At 62.2% G+C, this 17,383-nt stretch carries 13 protein-coding genes; 6 read left to right on the top strand and 7 right to left on the bottom strand.

Going from position 1 to position 17,383, the window contains the following annotated elements; genetic code table 11:
• Window positions 1-16: 16 nt before the first annotated feature.
• Window positions 17-1,123, bottom strand: a complete 1,107-nt coding sequence (locus tag N0B28_RS20730; RefSeq protein WP_043860088.1) for an enoyl-CoA hydratase/isomerase family protein — start codon at window positions 1,121-1,123, stop codon at window positions 17-19.
• 129 nt (window positions 1,124-1,252) lie between these two features.
• Between N0B28_RS20730 and ung the strand changes: the two genes are divergently transcribed.
• The 4 genes from ung to N0B28_RS20710 all read left to right on the top strand — a co-directional run bounded on the left by ung (window position 1,253) and on the right by N0B28_RS20710 (window position 8,798).
• Window positions 1,253-1,945 (top strand): uracil-DNA glycosylase, encoded by a 693-nt coding sequence (gene ung, locus N0B28_RS20725; RefSeq protein WP_058540933.1) that lies wholly within the window; start codon window positions 1,253-1,255, stop codon window positions 1,943-1,945.
• A 132-nt stretch (window positions 1,946-2,077) separates the two neighbouring features.
• Window positions 2,078-4,072 (top strand): hypothetical protein, encoded by a 1,995-nt coding sequence (locus tag N0B28_RS20720; protein WP_100633574.1) that lies wholly within the window; start codon window positions 2,078-2,080, stop codon window positions 4,070-4,072.
• A gap of 162 nt (window positions 4,073-4,234) precedes the next feature.
• Window positions 4,235-6,361, top strand: a complete 2,127-nt coding sequence (locus tag N0B28_RS20715) for a hypothetical protein (RefSeq protein ID WP_058540935.1) — start codon at window positions 4,235-4,237, stop codon at window positions 6,359-6,361.
• A gap of 1,063 nt (window positions 6,362-7,424) precedes the next feature.
• The gene (locus tag N0B28_RS20710; RefSeq protein WP_058540937.1) at window positions 7,425-8,798 is read left to right on the top strand and encodes an autotransporter outer membrane beta-barrel domain-containing protein; all 1,374 of its coding nucleotides are present in this window, start codon (window positions 7,425-7,427) and stop codon (window positions 8,796-8,798) included.
• 50 nt (window positions 8,799-8,848) lie between these two features.
• On the opposite strand, the gene N0B28_RS20705 is transcribed toward N0B28_RS20710, so the two are convergent.
• From N0B28_RS20705 to N0B28_RS20685, 5 genes are all read right to left on the bottom strand, one after another.
• Window positions 8,849-9,892 (bottom strand): AbrB family transcriptional regulator, encoded by a 1,044-nt coding sequence (locus tag N0B28_RS20705; protein WP_078480612.1) that lies wholly within the window; start codon window positions 9,890-9,892, stop codon window positions 8,849-8,851.
• On the bottom strand, window positions 9,885-11,399 hold the full coding sequence (locus tag N0B28_RS20700; RefSeq protein ID WP_043860092.1) for a tripartite tricarboxylate transporter permease: 1,515 nt from the start codon (window positions 11,397-11,399) through the stop codon (window positions 9,885-9,887). Before N0B28_RS20700 ends, N0B28_RS20705 begins: the two co-directional genes overlap by 8 nt.
• A gap of 1 nt (window position 11,400) precedes the next feature.
• Complete coding sequence (locus N0B28_RS20695; RefSeq protein WP_043860093.1) at window positions 11,401-11,859, bottom strand: tripartite tricarboxylate transporter TctB family protein; 459 nt, start codon at window positions 11,857-11,859, stop codon at window positions 11,401-11,403.
• Window positions 11,860-11,986: 127 nt separating this feature from the next.
• Window positions 11,987-12,967: a tripartite tricarboxylate transporter substrate binding protein gene (locus tag N0B28_RS20690; protein ID WP_043860094.1), complete on the bottom strand. Its 981-nt coding sequence runs from the start codon at window positions 12,965-12,967 to the stop codon at window positions 11,987-11,989.
• A gap of 35 nt (window positions 12,968-13,002) precedes the next feature.
• A complete protein-coding gene (locus N0B28_RS20685) occupies window positions 13,003-14,292 on the bottom strand; it encodes an OprD family porin (protein ID WP_078480610.1) in 1,290 nt (429 codons plus the stop codon).
• A gap of 202 nt (window positions 14,293-14,494) precedes the next feature.
• Here N0B28_RS20685 and N0B28_RS20680 point away from each other — a divergent pair, with 202 nt between their 5' ends.
• Together N0B28_RS20680 and N0B28_RS20675 are read left to right on the top strand one after the other, a co-directional pair.
• Window positions 14,495-15,166 carry a response regulator gene (locus N0B28_RS20680; protein WP_043860096.1) on the top strand — a complete coding sequence of 224 codons (672 nt, stop codon included), beginning with the start codon at window positions 14,495-14,497 and terminating at the stop codon, window positions 15,164-15,166.
• On the top strand, window positions 15,159-16,541 hold the full coding sequence (locus N0B28_RS20675) for a sensor histidine kinase (RefSeq protein ID WP_043860097.1): 1,383 nt from the start codon (window positions 15,159-15,161) through the stop codon (window positions 16,539-16,541). The genes N0B28_RS20680 and N0B28_RS20675 overlap by 8 nt, the downstream gene beginning before the upstream one ends.
• Here the strand turns inward: N0B28_RS20675 and N0B28_RS20670 are convergent, their stop codons facing one another.
• Window positions 16,542-17,348: an HDOD domain-containing protein gene (locus N0B28_RS20670; RefSeq protein ID WP_054914777.1), complete on the bottom strand. Its 807-nt coding sequence runs from the start codon at window positions 17,346-17,348 to the stop codon at window positions 16,542-16,544.
• Window positions 17,349-17,383: the final 35 nt, after the last annotated feature.

Genomic DNA, 17,383 nt, shown 5'->3' with positions numbered 1-17,383 from the left:
ATCGCATTCGCTGGCTTCACACAAGGTCAGCCAGCGGATGCCGCCCCTCCCATGCCTTGCTGAAGTGCGCCTGTACCACTGCCTGGGGGACCTGAGCAACTTCCTGCCAATGCCAATGCGGCGTCTGGTCCTTGTCCACCAGGCGCGCGCGTACCCCTTCGCTGAACTCCGGATGCCGGCAGCAGTTCAGGCTCATCGCATATTCCATCTGCAGCACCTGCCCCAGCGACAGGTAGCGCGCCCGCGCGATCTGCTGCCACACCAGGTGCGCGGTCAGCGGGCAGCCTTCGGTGAGGGTGCGTGCCGCCTTGGCCAGGACCTCGTCGTCGTGCATGCGCCACTGTGCGATCGCCCGCCAGGCACAGGCCGGGTCGCTGACATCGAGCAGCGCGTCGATCTGCGCCCGGCGTGGCAGCCATCGGGCCGGCGGCAACTCGGCCAGCGCCTGCTGCTGCAACGCCTTGAGCAGGCTGTTGAGCTGCATCGCGGTCTGCTCCTGCCAGTTCAGTTGCAACAGCCCTTCAATCAGCTCGTCCTGCTGGTTTTCGCCCATGAAGCGGTCCGCCAGGCCCAGGTCCAGTGCATCGCGTGCATTGATCGGCGCGCCGGTCAGCCCAAGGAACAGGCCAAGACGCCCTGGCAGCCGGTTCAGGAACCAGCTGGCGCCCACGTCCGGGTACAGGCCGATACTGATTTCCGGCATCGCCAGGCGGCTGCTCGGGGTCACGATGCGTACCGTGCTGGCCTGCAGCAGGCCCATGCCGCCGCCCAGCACATGCCCGTGCCCCCAGCACAGCAGAGGCTTGGGGTAATGGTGCAGGTCATAGTCGAGCCGGTACTCGGCGGCGAAGAAACGCGCCGCCAGCGGCGGCACTTCACCAGGCTGTGCGCGGCACGCCTCCACAAGACTGCGCACATCGCCCCCCGCGCAGAACGCCCGGTCACCCAGCCCGCGCAGCAGCACGCAGACGATGCCGTCATCCTTGGCCCAGCTTTGCAGGTGGGTGCTCAACTGCTCGATCATCGGCAACGACAGGGCGTTGAGCGACTGGGGCGCATCCAGGCTGGCAACGCCGATGCGGGCGCCATCGACGCCGGTGAGTACTTCGAACGCTACGGCCATGGGCCACCTCACTGCGGTTATCCCGACAAGTATGGCTACTGTCAGCGATCATGCCGGTCGCCGGTCGGATCGATTGACAAGCGCTGGCAGCTTTCCTAGTGTCCGCCCCCATTGCCTACGGGAGTGCCCATGACCAACGATGACCGCATCAAACTCGAACCGAGCTGGAAAGACGCTCTGCGCGGCGAATTCGAACAGCCCTACATGCAGCAACTGCGTGAGTTCCTGCGTCAGGAATATGCGGCCGGCAAGGAGATCTATCCCCCGGGGCCGCTGATCTTCAATGCGCTCAACTCCACACCGCTGGACCAGGTCAAAGTGGTGATTCTGGGGCAGGACCCCTACCACGGCCCGGGCCAGGCACACGGCCTGTGCTTCTCGGTGCAGCCTGGGGTGCCCGCGCCGCCGTCGCTGGTGAACATCTACAAGGAGTTGCAGCGCGACCTGAACATCCCGATCCCGAACCACGGCTACCTGCAGAGCTGGGCCGAACAGGGCGTGCTGCTGCTCAATACCACCATGACCGTGGAGCGCTCGATTGCCGCGTCGCATGCCAAAAAAGGCTGGGAGTCGTTCACCGACCGCATCATCCAGCTGGTCAGTGAGCGCCAGCCCGCCACCGTGTTCCTGTTGTGGGGCAAGCATGCCCAGAGCAAGTCTGTGCTGATCGACGGTACCAAGCATCTGGTGCTCAAGTCGGTGCATCCTTCACCGTTGTCGGCCTACCGTGGCTTCATCGGCTGCGGGCATTTCAGCCGGGCCAACAAGTTTCTGGAACAGCACGGGCTGGCGCCGGTGGAGTGGGCGCTACCGGCGTTGTAAGCGCACCTACCTGGTATTTCTGTCAGTTTCGCGAAGCGTATTCCGCCATTACATTTGCGCCATGGCTGTGAGAGGTGAGAGTCGAGCAGCGCCCTGAAATGGTTTTGACCACCAGGCCCGAGGAATACGCAGATGACCAAACTGAGCATGATGGGGTCAGGCCGCAGCGGCCAATCGATCGGTATTTTGATTCTGCCTACATTGCGGGTTCCTGCTGCACTGCCTCTGCTGGCCGACGAGGCAGGGGTGTATACAATTCCACTGGCCAATCAGACCCGGCCGCTGGCAGTTCTCATCGAGAGTGCCTGGCCAGGTTACGAACAAGACTATTTTGATGGCGCAATACTGCATTTTGATCTGATATGGGGCAGCGCCGTATCGAGTGGGGCTGAAAACGGTGTAGTGGTTGGAAGCTGGGAAGTGCCAATGACGGCCGATCCCGCAGACCTTTTTCCGCTGGATGCGGCTATACCTGAGCCCTACCTGCGCACTCAAGGAATCTTCTACGTTTCCTACCGGGTATGGATCACAGAGGTACTCAACCCGGAGACCTCCCAGCCCGCCGCAGTGTTTCTTGACAAGACCGCCCCCAACAACGGCCAAGCCGGTAATCCCCCCGCATTGAATGAAAACACGCGCACCATCGATCAAGCTTACCTGGTACGCAACAACGACAGGGTTATCGTCAGGGTCGAGCTGTGGCCGGACGTGCGGTTGGAGGATGTGATCGAAGTCTTCCTTGAACCGTCGAAAGGCCCCCTGTTCGACCCCCTGGCGAGGCTGCAGATCCAGCAGTCGCACAAGGATCAGGGCTTTGTCGAGTTGACGATCAGGGGCGACGATGTTCGCAGGAAAGCCAACGGTTCGCGAGTGCTCTACTACTGGCTGATGGATCGCGCTAGCAATCGGGGAGCCATCTCCTTGTCCTTGCCCCTGACCGTGAATGTGGCGCAGCCAATTGTGCTGCCTGCGCCTCAGGTGCCGCTGGCTGAAGATGGTTTGGTCGACCTTGAGGACGCCCGTCGCGGTGTGCAGGTGCATATTCCACGTATCGTAGACGCGCGTACTGGGGACACCCTGCAAGCCTATTGGAATGGACGCACATTGGCACCTTACACCGTACCGTCCACCGCCACCTGGCCCGTTAGGTTGCCTGTGGCGTGGGAAATCCTGGCCGCCGATGGCTTTTCGGGGCGCACTGCTTGCAAGGTGTACTACACGCTGACTCGGGAAATCACCTCAACCTCCTCAACAGTTGCATTCGAGATAGACCTGAGTGTCGCAGGCCCCGACCCTGAAGGCCCCGATCCTATTCACCGATTGCTAAAGCCGGTAGTGGTGAAAGGCAGAACAGGTGACAACATCCTGACCCGCCAGGACATGAACCTGCCAGTCACTGTCGAGGTGACGCTGTATGCAGTGCCTGAGCCAGGCGAAATACTTGAATTGTATTGGGGTAATAACGCCGACGTGGTCGCTACCTACACCGTGAAGGCAGGCGATACCGCAGGCAGCGTCGTCAGGTTTTCCCCCGTGCCCTATGCCGCAGTGCTGGCTGCGGGAGATGGGCCCGCGATTGCGGTGTTCTACTGGACGTTCAATGGCGTCAACCGCCATCGTGCCCGTGATACGCATGTGCGGGTTGCTGTCCAGCCAATCGTTGGCTTCAAACCGGTAAAATTTCCTGATGTCACGCTCTGGGGGTGGATCAACTGCCAGAAAAAACCCTGGAACGGTATACGTATCAGCGTGCCAGGCAACCCTGGATTGTGGGGCGTAGGGGACAACGTCGAAGTGTCCTGGCAACTGTTTCGCACTCTTGAGGGGGCTTCATCAACGCCCCCCACGGGATCACTGACTGATGTTGTTTATTTCGATCCCATCAAGCTGTCTACCCCGGCGCAGGTTAATAACGGCTTTATGTTTACGATGACACGCTTTGCCGATTTGGTCCTGCAACCCCTTAAGCGTGCCAATGAGGCAGATGGCAAGGATGTCGAGGGGGTTGCAGTAGTGAATTACAGAGTGGCCAGAGCGGATGGACAGGGTGGTGAATCCGATCGGGAGATGACTTTCATATCGCTACAACTTCCGAATGGCTCGGTATGTGATGGTAGCAACGTTTAGCCGCGGTTAAATCGGCCAGGTACTTCGCACCTGACGTAGGAACGTGGTAGCGGCATTAGCAAGTATCGAACGTATGAAGCAATCAGCGGCGCACAGGCTGATTGAGGAAACGTCACGTGCCTGTTGTGTGTTTAGCAAATCTACCTGAAATGGAGAGTCAAGATGACTATTTTAGAAAAGGCAAATACCGGTGAAGCCGCCAAGGCAAAAAATCCCGCGATTGCAGAGTACCGGGCCAAGCGTGATCAGGATAATAAAACTGCATTGGAAGAGGGTCTTCAAGCAGTTGTTACGCACAGTAATGAACTTAAAGCCGCCAAGGCGCCCACGGGGTTCGGGGTGATGAGCGTCGGCGGGGTGAATGCAGTTGAAGATTTTGTGATGGATAATGTATTGCCTGCTGCAGATGATGGTAAGGTCAATCTTTTTCACCGAGACCAGTTCAAGTCGGGGCTAATGTTGGAGATTCCATTGTGGGTGCCTTCGGGGGGGGATGATGGCAGTTTCGATTATGTAACTCTGCATGTAAATGGTGTTCCGGTTGTCAACGGCGTAGAAGACGGTGTGCAGTATACCTACAAGTTTGAAGTGCCTGTTGCTGCCACCGATCTTCCTGGTCGTTTTGTCATCCCTTTCAACAGTTTGAAAGTGGGCGGGGATGGTATCAAATTGATTGGTTACTCGGTGTATAGTAATGAGACGGGCAACAAAGAAGAATCTGAAATTCAACTGCTGACACTGGATTTGCTGGACCCCGCGTTGAACGATAACCCCGCGCCAATCGAGTACCCTGCCGACGTGACTGATGGCGTCGTTACCCTGAAATACCTTGCTGAGCACAGCGGTACATTGACGCTTCATGTTCCTCCTTATTTTGATTATTACCCGGGCGACAAATATCAGTTGTACATCGCTGGTAACCCGGTACCTGTTCGCAGTGGCGACGTTCCCCCAGAGGCAGAGGACGATGGCTTCGACATCGAACTCGATGAGGACACTATCAAAGCGATTGGCGAAGGTGTTTCGGTGCTCCAGTACAAGCTTGAGGACCGGGCTGGGAATCGCTCGGACTTTTCCATCCCGGTTCACCTGACGGTGCGTCTGACCCCCGAACCCGAGGACCTGCTGAAGCCGCTGGTACCCGCTGCACCGATTAGTCGGGAGGACGCCCGCACTGGCGTGGAAGCTATCGTGCCGGCTTTTAAAAACGCTCAGGCAGGCGATGAAATTCGGGTGTATTACCGTGATGAGGACACTGTAAAAGTCATTATCTGGCCGAATGATCGGGTCACCTTTAACTGGGATGAGATTGCTTTGCCCAATGACCAGGTGAAAGACCCAGCGGTACGGGTATGGTATGACGTCATTCGTGGCAAGAACACCTGGACATCGCCCGACACCGAGGTGGCGGTTGACTTGACCACCATAGGCCCCGACCCTGTCGGGCCTGGACCGATCAACGCCACGCTGGTACCGGTTCGCGCTCAAGGCAACAGTTCGAAACAACCTGGTTTTATTCGCCCAGCGGATGTCGGCTCAGGTGCGGTTCTGCTCTTTACCGTGTACGAGAATGCGAAAGTGGGTGAGTTCGTCCGGTTGTTCTATGGTCGAAAAGACAATGCAGTTACACACACCATCGCCGCAGGCGAAACACCGGGGACTGTCATCTCTATCCCGATTCCCTGGAATTTCGTCGAGAGCCTGGGCAATGGCACCATCGCGATCGGTTACGAAATCCAGGAAACCGAAACCACCGGCAACCCGCAACAGGCGGTCGATGGCAGCGTAGAGGTCAGTATTGCCACCGTGACGGTAACTGCAAAAGTGACATTCCCGGATCGCATTGGCGGTAGCAGCGATGTACCGGGTACAACGCCAGTGACCGCTTTGGGTATATTGAATTGTGAACGTCCTCGTCCTTTGCCAGACGGTATCAGGTTGGCGATCGCAGAGCGTGCGGGAGTGTTATCCAAAGATGATCTTGTATTTATTACACTCAGCGTGTGCAGCGATAAGGCCGGTTCAATAGTTGTCACTGACAGGACGCGGGAAATACCGGTGGTTGTCAGTGATCAAGAGGCTACTTCAAATCGAATCGAGCGTGTGTTGCCACTGCTCAAGTCTTACTTCGAAATCGCTGACCAGCCTGGCAAGTACTATGAATTGGGGTCGTTCCGCGCCAGTTGGCGGATCGTAAAGGCCGGTAATATTCCGGGTAGCTCTCAGGCATCGGCCGTGCGTTATGCCCTGCGTAAGCCAGGTGGCGGTTTGTGTCTGCCTCAGAGCTGACAGTCGCGTGCTGGGGGAAACCCCAGCACGCTGCGTTGGTGAGGAATTAAATGCAAGCTACCTAGGAAATTTCCTACATATCTCACTATTCAATACCCCTAGGCTATGTACCTTTGAAGTTACGAGTCGAGGCAGTCGCCTCAATTCAACTGATTATTTTTCAAGGGGTCCATGCATGCGAACTACAATCGATAAAACAAGCGCAAAAAAGCCGCTATTTGTATTTATGAATATGTTGATGCTATTGCCATGGGCGCTTGCAAGTGAGCAGGCATTGGCCATTCTAGTTGATAACCAGACGCTGACACTTACCGCTGCAGATGCACCGGATACTTATGATCTCGTCAATGGTGCAGTGCTGACTACCCAGGATGCTTCCACGTTGTCCATTCGTGTTACCGCGTCGACCGTGCAGCTCAATGGCGGCACTATCTCGGGCGGCAGTTCCAACGGCTTGCACCTGTTTGGCAGCAACGCGACCGTGAATGGGGCAGTTGTTTCCTCAACGGGCGCTGTCGGGATGGCCATAGCACGGGTAGGGGCCGCACCGTCCACCGCCACTGTCAGCAACAGCACTATTACCGGCGCTAGGCTGGGGGCCCAGGTGTCCGCCAGGAGCACATTGAACATCAGCGGGACCACGGTCACTGGCAGCAATGCCGACGGCATCGGCCTAGCGATCCTTGGCGGCACTGTCACCGCTACTTCCGGTACGCAATTCAACGGTACAGCGGCCGGAGTTCGCATCGGGCGCGAGTCAGCCATCAATTCGCAAGCGCCGACACTCACCTTGGATAACTCCAGTGCCACTGGCGGTACGGGCCCTGCAGTTCTGGTGCGCACTGATACGGTCGCTGAAATCAATGTTAGAAATGGTTCGACCTTGAACGGTGGTAACGGCGTCATTCTTGAGGTCCAGGGCCCTGCCACGGCCAACCTGAACGTGGCAGCTTCTTCGTTGCGCGGCAATGTGCAAATTGCTGATACCGCCACCGCTAACCTGAAACTTGATCAGGCGTCTCTGGTGGGGGATGTAGTTGTTACACCTGGTGCCAACGCGTCGTTGGCGCTTGACAACCGCTCGCAACTCACCGGCAACTTGAACGGTGTGCAGCAGGTAAACATCAACAGCAACTCCAACTGGACCCTGAACGCCAACAACACCATCGGCGACCTGGCCATGACCGGGGGCCGCATCACCTTCGGCGACGAAAACTCGTTCTATGAACTGAATGTGCAGAGCCTGTCGGGCAATGGCGAGTTCTACATGGCGTCCAACTTCGCCAGCGGCGCCACCGATTTCCTGAACGTCACCGGCAACGCCAGCGGCACCCATGGGCTGATGGTCGGCACCAGCGGTACCGACCCCGCCAGCGTGGAACGCCTGCAGCTGGTTCATACGGGCTCGGGCGATGCGCAGTTCAGCCTGCTCAACGATCGCCAGGAAGTAGACTTGGGTGCCTACTCCTACAAGCTGGTGAAGGACGGCCAGGATTGGTACCTGGACAGGGAAACCCGCACCATCAGCCCGATGACCCGCACGGTCATGGCCCTGTTCAACACCCCGATCACCATCGCCTACGGCGAAATGACCTCGCTGCGCAGCCGCATGGGGGAACTGCGTTACAACCAGGGCAAGAACGCCGGGGTGTGGATGCGTGCCTACGGCAACCAGCACAACATTGCCGACGCCTCGTCGGGCGTAGGGTACCAGCAGAACCAGCGCGGGCTGACCTTCGGGGCCGATGCGCAACTGGGCGAAAGCAACTGGACCCTGGGCCTGCTGGCCGGCCACAGCCGCTCGGACCTGAACCTGAGCTACGGCAGTTCGGGCAGCATCGACAGCTACTATGTGGGCGGCTACGCCACCTGGATGGACCCTGAGAGCGGCTATTACGTCGACAGCGTGCTCAAGTACAACCGCTACCAGAATGACGCCAAGGTCGGCCTGAGCGATGGCACCCGCACCAAGGGCGACTACGACACCCACGGCATGAGCGCCTCGGTCGAAGTCGGCAAGCATATCAAGCTCGACGATGGCTACTTCATCGAACCCTTCGCCCAGGTGGCCGCTGCGGCGGTGGCCGGCAAGGACTTCACCCTGGACAACGGCTTCGACGCCAATGGCGATGTCAGCCGCTCGCTGCTGGGCAAGGTCGGTACCACGCTCGGCAAGACCATCTCGCTGGGCGGCGACAGCATGATCCAGCCCTATGTGAAGGCCGCGTTTGCCCATGAGTTCGCACAGCGCAACCAGGTGCAGGTGAACAACAACGTGTTCAACAACGACCTGTCCGGTTCGCGCGCCGAGCTGGGCGCAGGGGTTGCCTGGACCGTCGCCAAGGACTTCCAGGTGTACGGCGAGGCTGGCTACATGAACGGCAAGAACATCGAGATGCCGTACAGCTTCAGCCTCGGCGCAAGCTATCGCTTCTGATCAGGCGAGCAGTAGAAAAGAAAAGGAAGCCTCGGCTTCCTTTTCTCGTTTCAGGGGTTGGCGGATGTTCGTTCGCCCGCCCAGTGCCGGAACAACGGCTCGGCCAGAAACAGCACGAACAGCAGGCGCATCACCTGCAGCGCGGTCACCAGCGGTACCGACAGTTGCAGGGTTTCGGCGGTCAGGCTCATTTCGGCGATACCGCCGGGCATCATGCCCAGGGTCAGCGAGCGCAGGTCCAGCGCCGTCAACGCGCTCAAGGCCCAGGCCGCGAGGCCCGCCAGCAGCATGGTCAGCGCCGTGGCGACCAGGGTACGGCCCAGAAACGACGGCGCGCGACGAAAGAACGCGCGGTTGAAGTGACAGCCCAGGCCGCTGCCGATCAGCCACTGGCCGAGCTGGCTGGCGCCGTCGGGCAGGCCGGTGTGCAGGTTGGCGCCGATGCTGATGCTCGAGGCCACCAGCAGCGGGCCGAACAGCCACGGGTTGGGCTGGCGCAGGCGCTGCCAGAGCAGTGCGGCCAGCACCCCGAGCGGCGCGATCAACGCCAGCCAGTAACCATCCACCGTACCGGCATGGCTCAACGGTACGCCGTCGCCGAGCAGGAACTTGAACGCTGCGGGCACGCACAGCACGACCGCCAGTACCCGCAGGCTCTGCCCGGCGGCGACGCGGCTGAGCACTGCGCCGTTGCGTGCACCCAGGTTGACCATCTCGCCCGAGCCGCCCGGCATGCTGGAAAAGAACGCCGTGGCCCGGTCTTCACCGGTGCGCAGCAACAGCCATACGCCGATCAGGCTGGATACGCTGGTGATCAGCGCGCCGAAGAAGATCAAGCCGAAATGGCTGGCCACCTGTTCGACCACCTGGGGGGTGAAGTGCAGGCCGATGCCGACGCCGATGACCCACTGGCCGCACTTGCGCCCGTTGGGTATTTCACCGATCTGCCAGGGCGTCAGGCAGCGCACCAGAATCACCGCCAGCAGCGAGCCGACCATCCATGGCAGCGGCCAGCCGACCAGGCTGGCGAGGTACCCGCCGGCCAGGCCGACCAGTGGAGTGGCCCACCAGGTGCGCAAGGTGGATTCAGACATCGGCCAGGGCACGACGCTGGGCGCTGCGGCGGCGCCAGATACGCAGCAACGGCAGGGTCAGCATCAACGCGACCATCGCCCACACCCCCAGGCTGATCGGGCTGGCCCACAGAATCTCCAGTTCACCGTTGGAGATCGACAGCGCCCGGCGCAGGTTCTGCTCCATCAGCCCGCCGAGAATGAAGCCCAGCAGCAGCGGCGACAGCGGGAAGTCCAGCTTGCGCAGGATGTAGCCGAAGATGCCGATGCCGATCATCAGGAACAGGTCGAAGGTGGTGGCATGCACCGCATACACGCCGATCGCGGTGATGATCGCGATCACCGGCACCAGCGCCCAGTTGGGCACCGACAGGATGCGGGTGAACAGGCGCACCATGGGGATGTTGAGGATCACCAGCATGATGTTGGCGATGAACAGCGAGGCGATCAGGCCCCAGACGATATCCGGTTGCTGTTCGAACAGCAGCGGGCCGGGGGTGATGTTGTACAGGCTCAAGGCACCGATCATCACCGCCGTGGTACCCGAGCCCGGTACGCCCAGGGTCAGCATCGGCACCAGGGCGCCGCAGCAGGAGGCGCCGATGGCGGTTTCCGGAGCGGCCAGGCCGCGCTTGTCACCCTTGCCGAAGGTGCCGCTGGCACCGGCCAGGCGTTTTTCGGTCATGTACGCCACGGCACTGGCCAGGGTCGCACCGGCCCCGGGCAGCACGCCCATGAAGAAGCCGAGCAGGCCGCAGCGGATGTTCACCACGAACACCGAGGCGGCTTCCTTGAGGTTGAACAGCATGCGTCCGGTGGCTTCCACGGCCTTGTGCCCGTGGTGGGTCTTTTCCAGCAGCAACAGGATCTCGCTGATGGAGAACAGGCCCAGCACCAGCACCACGAACTGGATGCCGTCGGTGAGGTGGATGCTGTCGCCGGTGAAGCGGTACACACCGCTGTTGGCGTCGATGCCCACGGCCGAAAGGAACAGCCCGATCAGGGCGGCGATGAAGGTCTTGAGCGGCTTGTCGCCGGCCATGCCGCCCAGTGCCACGATGGCGAACACCATCAGCACGAAATACTCCGCCGGACCGAAGGCGATCGCCCACTTGGCCAGCAGCGGGGCGAACAGCACCATGCCGCAGGTGGCGATGAACGCACCGATGAACGAGCTCCAGGCCGACAGCGACAGCGCCACCCCGGCCAGGCCCTGGCGAGCCATGGGGTAGCCGTCCAGGGTGGTCATCACGGTGGAGGCTTCACCGGGGATATTGAGCAGGATCGAGCTGATGCGCCCGCCGTATTCGCAGCCCAGGTACACCGCGGCCAGCAGGATCAGCGCCGATTCCGGCGGCAGGCCCAGGGCGAACGCGATGGGGATCAGCAGCGCCACGCCGTTGATCGGGCCCAGGCCCGGCAGCAGGCCGACCACCGTACCGATCAGGGTGCCGCACAGTGCAGTCACCAGGTTGTAGGGGCTCAGGGCGACGCCGAAGCCCTGGCCGAGGTAGCTGAAAGTATCCATGTCAATTCTCCAGAACGTCGAGCAGGCCCAGGGGCAGGGGCACATCCATGGCACGGTCGAACAGCAGGTACAGGGCGATGCTCATCAATCCGACGATGACCGCACTGGGCAGCCAGCGTCCTCCGTACAGGCGCGCCATGGGGATGCCGATCAGCGTGCTGCTGAGAATGAAGCCCAGGGATTCGAAGGTGGCGGCGAACACCAGCAGCAGGCCGGTGCACAGGCCGATCTTGATCAGGCTGGCGCGGTCCAGCTCTGGTTCGTCGTCCTTGCGCACGATGGGCGTGGGACGGATCGCCAGGTAGAGCAGAGCGATGGCCATCAGGCCGAGCATCAGCAACGGATAGGCGCGCGGGCCGACCGGTTCGTAGGAGAAGGCGGCCTGGTAGGGCCAGGCCATGACGGCCAGTGCGGCGCAGGCGGCCAGCAGGGTCAGGGCGAAAAGTCGTTGCAGGATCATGGGGGAATCCTCGAAGGGCAAACCTGCACCCGTAGGAGCCGGCCTTGCCGGCGAATGACGCGCCACCGACCTGGCGGGACCGCGGTGATTCACCGGCAAGGCCGGCTCCTACAGGTGAAGCGATGGGTTACTGGATCAGTCCGAATTCCTGGGCCAGTGCCTTGTAGTCCGCTACCTGCTGCTTCACATACACGTCCAGCGCTTCACCGGTCATGGCGAACGGGAACAGCTCGCGCTGGTCACGCAGCTTGTCGAATTCATCCGAGGCCAGCAGCGTGTCGAACGATGCCTTCCACCAGGCGTAGTCCTCGTCGCTCACCTTCGGCCCCAGGTAGAACCCGCGTACCACTGGCCAGACGATGTCGTAGCCCTGTTCCTTGGCGGTAGGGATGTCCTTCATCTCGGGCTCGTCCAGGCGTTCGGGGGAGAACACCGCCAGCAGGCGCATGTCGCCGCTCTGGATGTGCGGCATCGAGTCGGAGATGTCCGTGCTGCCCACCTGGATGTGCCCGCCCAGCAATGCGGTGGCAATCTCGCCACCGCCTTCCAGTGCCACATAGCGCAGGTCGCGCGGGTTGATGCCGGCGGCCTTGGCAATCAGTGCGGTCTGCATCCAGTCCTGGCTGCCAACGGTGCCGCCCGAGCCGATCACCACCTTGCCAGGGTCTTTTTTCAGTGCCGCCACCAGGTCATCGAGGGTCTTGTAGGGCGAGTCCTTTTTCACCGCGATGGCGCCGTAGCTGGTGCCTACCGCTGCCAGCCAGCGCACTGCGTTCTCGTCGAAGCGGCCGAACTTGCCCTGGGCCAGGTTCAGCAGCGAACCGCTGGACCACGCCACCAGCGTGCCGGCGTCGGCCGGGCGCTGGGCCACCACCGCGTTGTAGGCCACCGCGCCGACTCCGCCGGGCATGTAGGTGACGCGCATCGGCTTGCTCAGGATCTTCTCGTTGAGCAGCGCGCTCTGCACCAGCTTGCAGGTCAGGTCAAAGCCGCCGCCGGGCGAGGCCGGGGCAATGCACTCGGGGCGTTTGGGTTCGGCGGCCAGCACGTTGCCGGCCAGCAGCAGGCAGCCGGTGGCCAGGGCGATCTTGCGCAGTGAAAAAGTCATCGTCAGTCTCCGTGAACATTGTTGTTATGGGCGGATTACCAAAGCGCCACGCTGTAGCTCACCAGCAGCCGCACTTCGTCGGCGTCGCGGGAGAAGTTGGAACGGAAGGTGGCGTTACGCAGGCGCACGGCGACGTTCTTCAGGGCGCCGCTCTGTACCACGTACTTGAATTCGGTATTGCGCTCCCACTCCTTGCCTTCGCCACCGCCGGCGCGGCTGACGTTGTCGCCACTGAGGTAGCGGCTCATGAAGCTCAGGCCGGGTACGCCGAGCTTGGCGAAGTCGTAGTCGTAGCGCACTTGCCAGGAGCGCTCGTCGGCCTGGGCGAAGTCGTTGATCTGCACGAAGTTGACCAGGTAGGGGTCGGCGCCATCGACGTAGGGGAAGGCGCTGTCGCCCGACAGGTGCTGGTAGCCGGTGCTCAGCTTGTGGCCGCCGAGGGCATAGCTGAACAGGCTGCCGAAGGCGGTGTTGTCGATCCTGCCGCCGCGGGCCTGGCCCTGGTCGCCGCTGAACGCCACACGCACATCGGCGCCGAAGGTGCCCGGGCCGAACGGCTGGGTCGCGAGCAGGCCGACGAAGTGCTGGCGGTACACGTCGTCGAGCTGGGCGAAGTGATAGCTGCCGGTGATGCGGTCGGTGAGCTTGTAGTCCACTCCGGCCATGTCGAAATGCTTGCCTTCGGCCGTGCCCAGGAAGCGACCGTTCTTGTTGTTGAGGGCGATGTCTTCCTTGTTGGTGTCGTTGCGGTCCTTGACCTTTTCAAGGCGGCCACCGGTGAAGGTCAGGTGCCTGATTTCCTGGGAGGTCAGCAGCCCGCCCTCGAACGTCTGCGGCAGGATACGCCCGTCGTTGGGGCGCAGGGTGGGCGTTTGCGGGATCAGCGTACCGACCTTCAGCTCGGTGGCCGACACCTTGACCTTGCCGGTCAGGCCGAGCTTGGAGTACTCGTCGGCGGCGCGCCCGTTGTCATGGGTTGGCAGCAGGCCGGTGCCGGTGCGGCCCTTGCCGGAGTCGAGCTTGACCCCGAGCATGCCCAGGGCGTCGACGCCGAAGCCGACGGTGCCTTCGGTGTAGCCCGATTCCAGGTTGAGCATGAAGCCCTGGGCCCATTCCTCGCGCTTGGATTGTGTGGTGCTGGGCTCGTTGTGGAAATCGCGGTTGAAGTACATGGTGCGTGTTTCGAAGGTGGCGGTGCTGTCTTCGACGAACGCGGCCTGGCTCAGCGGGGCGACGCCGACAAAGGCGAGGGCACTGGCGATGGCAGAGGGACGAGGGTGCAGGCGACGGGCAGGCGCAGGCGCCTGAGGCTGGGTGGACAGCATCGTGGGGTGACTCCGTTATTGTTCTTATTCGGGTCGAACGCTTCGGTTCGATCTACGGCCTGTACAACGGGCCGTCAGGCGATGCTAGGGGCTCAACCTTTCGCTAACCTTTCAGTGGCCTTTCAATGTTTCGATGGCTTCACAGGCGCCCGCCGCGCTGTAAACTCCGCGCCATTGAACGCGACACGACCAGGAGAAATCGATGCGTGTACTGCTCGTCGAAGACCATCTGCAACTGGCTGAGAGCGTGGCCCAGGCCCTCAAGAGCACCGGCCTGACGGTGGATGTGCTGCACGATGGGGTTGCTGCCGACCTGGCCCTTGCCAGCGAGGAATATGCCGTGGCGGTGCTCGATGTGGGCCTGCCGCGCATGGACGGCTTCGAGGTGCTGGCGCGCCTGCGGGCCCGCGGCAAGACCGTGCCGGTGCTGATGCTGACCGCCCGCAGCGACGTCAAGGACCGGGTGCACGGCCTGAACCTGGGGGCTGACGACTACCTGGCCAAGCCGTTCGAACTGACCGAGCTGGAGGCGCGAGTCAAGGCCCTGCTGCGCCGCAGCGTGCTCGGTGGCGAGCGCCAGCAGACCTGCGGCCCGCTGGTCTACGACCTGGATACCCGGCGCTTCACCCTGGGGGGCGAGCTGTTGGCCCTGACCTCCCGCGAACAGGCCGTGCTCGAGGCGCTGATCGCCCGCCCCGGCAGGGTGATGAGCAAGGAGCAACTGGCGGCGCAGGTGTTCGGCCTGGACGAGGAGGCCAGCCCCGACGCCATCGAGATCTACGTGCACCGCCTGCGCAAGAAGCTCGACGGTCATGCCGTGGCGATCGTCACCTTCCGTGGGCTGGGCTATCTGCTCGAGCACCGTGATGCGTGACGCCGGCAGCCTGCGCGGGCGCCTGCTGTGGAACCTCGCCCTGCTGCTGGTGGTGCTGATGGTGGCCAGCGGGCTGAGTGCCTACTGGAACGGTCGCGAGGCCGCCGACACCGCCTATGACCGTACCCTGCTGGCCTCGGCGCGCACCATCGCCGCAGGGCTCTCGCAACGCGACGGCACCCTCAGCGCCGATGTGCCCTACGTGGCATTGGACACCTTTGCCTACGACAGCGCGGGGCGGATCTACTACCAGGTCAACGACATCCATCAACGCCTGATTTCCGGCTACGAAAACCTGCCCGCACCGCCGCCCGATACCCCGCGTACCGATGACTATCCGGCCCTGGCGCGCTTCTACGATGCGCGCTACCTGGGCCAGGACGTGCGGGTAGTCAGCCTGCTCAAGGCGGTGAGCGAGCCGAACATGAACGGCATGGCGGAGATCCGCGTGGCCGAAACCGAAGAGGCGCGCGTGAGCATGGCCCGCAGCCTGATGGCCGATACCCTGCTGCGCCTGGGCATGCTGGCGATGGGGGCGTTGCTGCTGGTGTGGTTTGCGGTCAGCGCCGCATTGCGCCCGCTGGAGCGCCTGCGCAGCGCCGTGGAAGAACGCCAGCCCGACGACCTGCGCGCCCTGCCGGTGGTTCAGGTTCAGCGCGAACTGGGGCCGCTGGTGCGTGCACTGAATCACTTCACCGAGCGCCTGCGGGGCCAGTTCGAGCGCCAGGCGCAGTTCATCGCCGACGCCGCGCACGAGTTGCGCACCCCCCTGGCGGCGCTCAAGGCGCGGGTGGAACTGGGCCTGCGCGCCAAGGACCCGCAGGAATGGCGCACCACGCTCGAACTGGCGGCCCAGGGCACCGACAAGCTGACCCACCTGGCCAACCAGCTGCTGTCGCTGGCACGGGTGGAGAACGGTGCGCGCGCCATTGCCGAGGGTGGTGCACAGTTGCTCGACCTCAGCCAGCTGGCCCGCGAGCTGGGCATGGCCATGGCGCCGCTGGCGCATGCACGGGGTGTGGCATTGGCACTGGAAGCACAGGCGCCGGTGTGGATACGCGGCGAGCCGACGCTGCTCAACGAATTGCTGAGCAACCTGGTGGACAACGCCCTGGCGCACACCCCGGCCAATGGCAACGTGATTCTGCGGGTGACGGCCCCGGCGGTGCTGGAGGTGGAGGACGACGGGCCGGGGATTCCCCCGCAGGAGCGCGAGCGGGTATTCGAACGCTTCTATCGGCGCAGTGCGCAGGGCACCGGCCTGGGGCTGGCCATCGTCGGTGAGATCTGCCGCGCACACCTGGCGCAGATCAGCCTGCACGATGGCGAGCGCGGCGGGCTCAAGGTTCGGGTCAGCTTCAACCCGGGCGACTGATCAGGCGCGAAACATGTGCTTGGCGCCGATCAGCTCGCTGACCTGCAGGTGGCTGTTGGGTGGCAGCTTCAGGTGACGCATCGCCGGCAGGCGCGCCAGGGCATGTTCGTTGCCATCGCTGAGGGTGCGCGCGATCTGCACGATGTCGACATAGTCGAGCTTGTCGGTGCTGCGCTCCAGGTTCTGCGACAGGCTCGGCAGCCCGGCCAGTTGCTCGGGAAATTCCCACACGCTGAGGATCTTGTCGCCCAGTACCGGGTGGATCAGGTCGATCACATGGTTCAGGCAGACCGGGTCGGAGAGCAGTTCGTTGTGTTCTTCGGCATAGGTCAGGATCGGCAATGCGCCGATCTGGTGGACCAGCCCGGCGAGGGCGCCCTGGTCGGGCTTGAGCTGGGTGAAGCGCAGGCACAGCTCATAGCTGATGCCGGCCACTTCCAGGCTCTTGGCCCATATTTCACGCATTTTCTGTTCGACCACCGGTGAGCGCGCATGGAAGATCTGCTCGATCACCAGGCCGATGGCCAGGTTGCAGCTGTAGTTGATACCCATGCGGGTGATGGCGGTCTGCAGGTCGGTGACTTCGGTGGCCGCACGCAGCAAGGGGCTGTTGACCACCTTGATCAGGCGTGCCGACAACGCGGCGTCGCGGCCGATCACCTTGCTCAGGGTGCTGACGCTGATCTCGCTGTCTTCAGCCGCTTCGCGGATGCTCAGGGCCACTTCCGGCAAGGTCGGCAGCACCAGGTCATCGTTGTCGATGGCGCTGAGCAATTGTGCTTCAACGATCTGGGCCAGCGTGTTCATCGTGGATTCTCTAGCGCATTCAGGGGCCCCACCGC

Source organism: Pseudomonas sp. SD17-1, assembly GCF_029201585.1.
GTDB classification, from domain to species: Bacteria; Pseudomonadota; Gammaproteobacteria; order Pseudomonadales; family Pseudomonadaceae; genus Aquipseudomonas; species Aquipseudomonas palmensis.
The sequence above is the reverse complement of the archived record's forward strand: the minus strand, read 5'-3'. Positions and strand labels throughout refer to the sequence as shown.

Bases quoted from the DNA above. Each gene is read 5' to 3' on its own strand.
- N0B28_RS20730 (WP_043860088.1), bottom strand. From the start codon at position 1,123: ATGGCCGTAGCGTTCGAAGTACTCACCGGCGTCGATGGCGCCCGCATC.
- ung (WP_058540933.1), top strand. From the start codon at position 1,253: ATGACCAACGATGACCGCATCAAACTCGAACCGAGCTGGAAAGACGCT.
- N0B28_RS20720 (WP_100633574.1), top strand. From the start codon at position 2,078: ATGACCAAACTGAGCATGATGGGGTCAGGCCGCAGCGGCCAATCGATC.
- N0B28_RS20715 (WP_058540935.1), top strand. From the start codon at position 4,235: ATGACTATTTTAGAAAAGGCAAATACCGGTGAAGCCGCCAAGGCAAAA.
- N0B28_RS20705 (WP_078480612.1), bottom strand. From the start codon at position 9,892: ATGTCTGAATCCACCTTGCGCACCTGGTGGGCCACTCCACTGGTCGGC.
- N0B28_RS20700 (WP_043860092.1), bottom strand. From the start codon at position 11,399: ATGGATACTTTCAGCTACCTCGGCCAGGGCTTCGGCGTCGCCCTGAGC.
- N0B28_RS20695 (WP_043860093.1), bottom strand. From the start codon at position 11,859: ATGATCCTGCAACGACTTTTCGCCCTGACCCTGCTGGCCGCCTGCGCC.
- N0B28_RS20690 (WP_043860094.1), bottom strand. From the start codon at position 12,967: ATGACTTTTTCACTGCGCAAGATCGCCCTGGCCACCGGCTGCCTGCTG.
- N0B28_RS20685 (WP_078480610.1), bottom strand. From the start codon at position 14,292: ATGCTGTCCACCCAGCCTCAGGCGCCTGCGCCTGCCCGTCGCCTGCAC.
- N0B28_RS20680 (WP_043860096.1), top strand. From the start codon at position 14,495: ATGCGTGTACTGCTCGTCGAAGACCATCTGCAACTGGCTGAGAGCGTG.
- N0B28_RS20675 (WP_043860097.1), top strand. From the start codon at position 15,159: ATGCGTGACGCCGGCAGCCTGCGCGGGCGCCTGCTGTGGAACCTCGCC.
- N0B28_RS20670 (WP_054914777.1), bottom strand. From the start codon at position 17,348: ATGAACACGCTGGCCCAGATCGTTGAAGCACAATTGCTCAGCGCCATC.